Consider the following 523-nt stretch of genomic DNA (forward strand, 5'->3'; position numbering starts at 1 on the left):
TTTGCCCCGGGGTACAATACCCACACTGAAAAGCATCGTGATCTTTAAATGCTTGTTGCAAGGCTGATAACGATTCGGGCATACCAATGCCTTCGATTGTCGTGATTTCATCACCGTCGTGCATCACGGCTAAGGTCAAACAGGAATTAATACGCTCACCATTGATGAGCATCGTACAAGCACCGCATTGACCGTGGTCACAGCCTTTCTTGGGTCCAGTGATTTGTAAATGTTGGCGGCAGACATCGAGCAATGTCGTGCGCGGATCGAGATTATCAAGCTGATAATCCTGCTTATTAATCGTTAACGTCAAAGTAGACATGCTGGCTTCTCGCTGGCAGATGATAAGAATTTGCGGATGATTTTTTATCCATCCATCTAGTTATTTAGTATTGATTATTTAATATTAAGACGTATTGGACATTTAGCTTTGACGCTACTACAGACCGTTTTTATGCCTTTAATATGCGCTAATGTCATCATTAATATAGAAAAATACAATCGAAACAATCTATACATTAAT

The 523-nt window shown here is 40.5% G+C and carries 1 protein-coding gene; it reads right to left on the reverse strand.

The window, feature by feature from the left end:
• Positions 1–322, reverse strand: a 322-nt coding sequence (locus ACS8FD_RS24425) for a 2Fe-2S iron-sulfur cluster-binding protein (RefSeq protein ID WP_439277747.1), incomplete at its 3' end; no start/stop codon positions are given.
• Between the last annotated feature and the right edge of the window lie 201 nt (positions 323–523).

It is taken from the genome of Psychrobacter sp. 1U2, assembly GCF_051847575.1.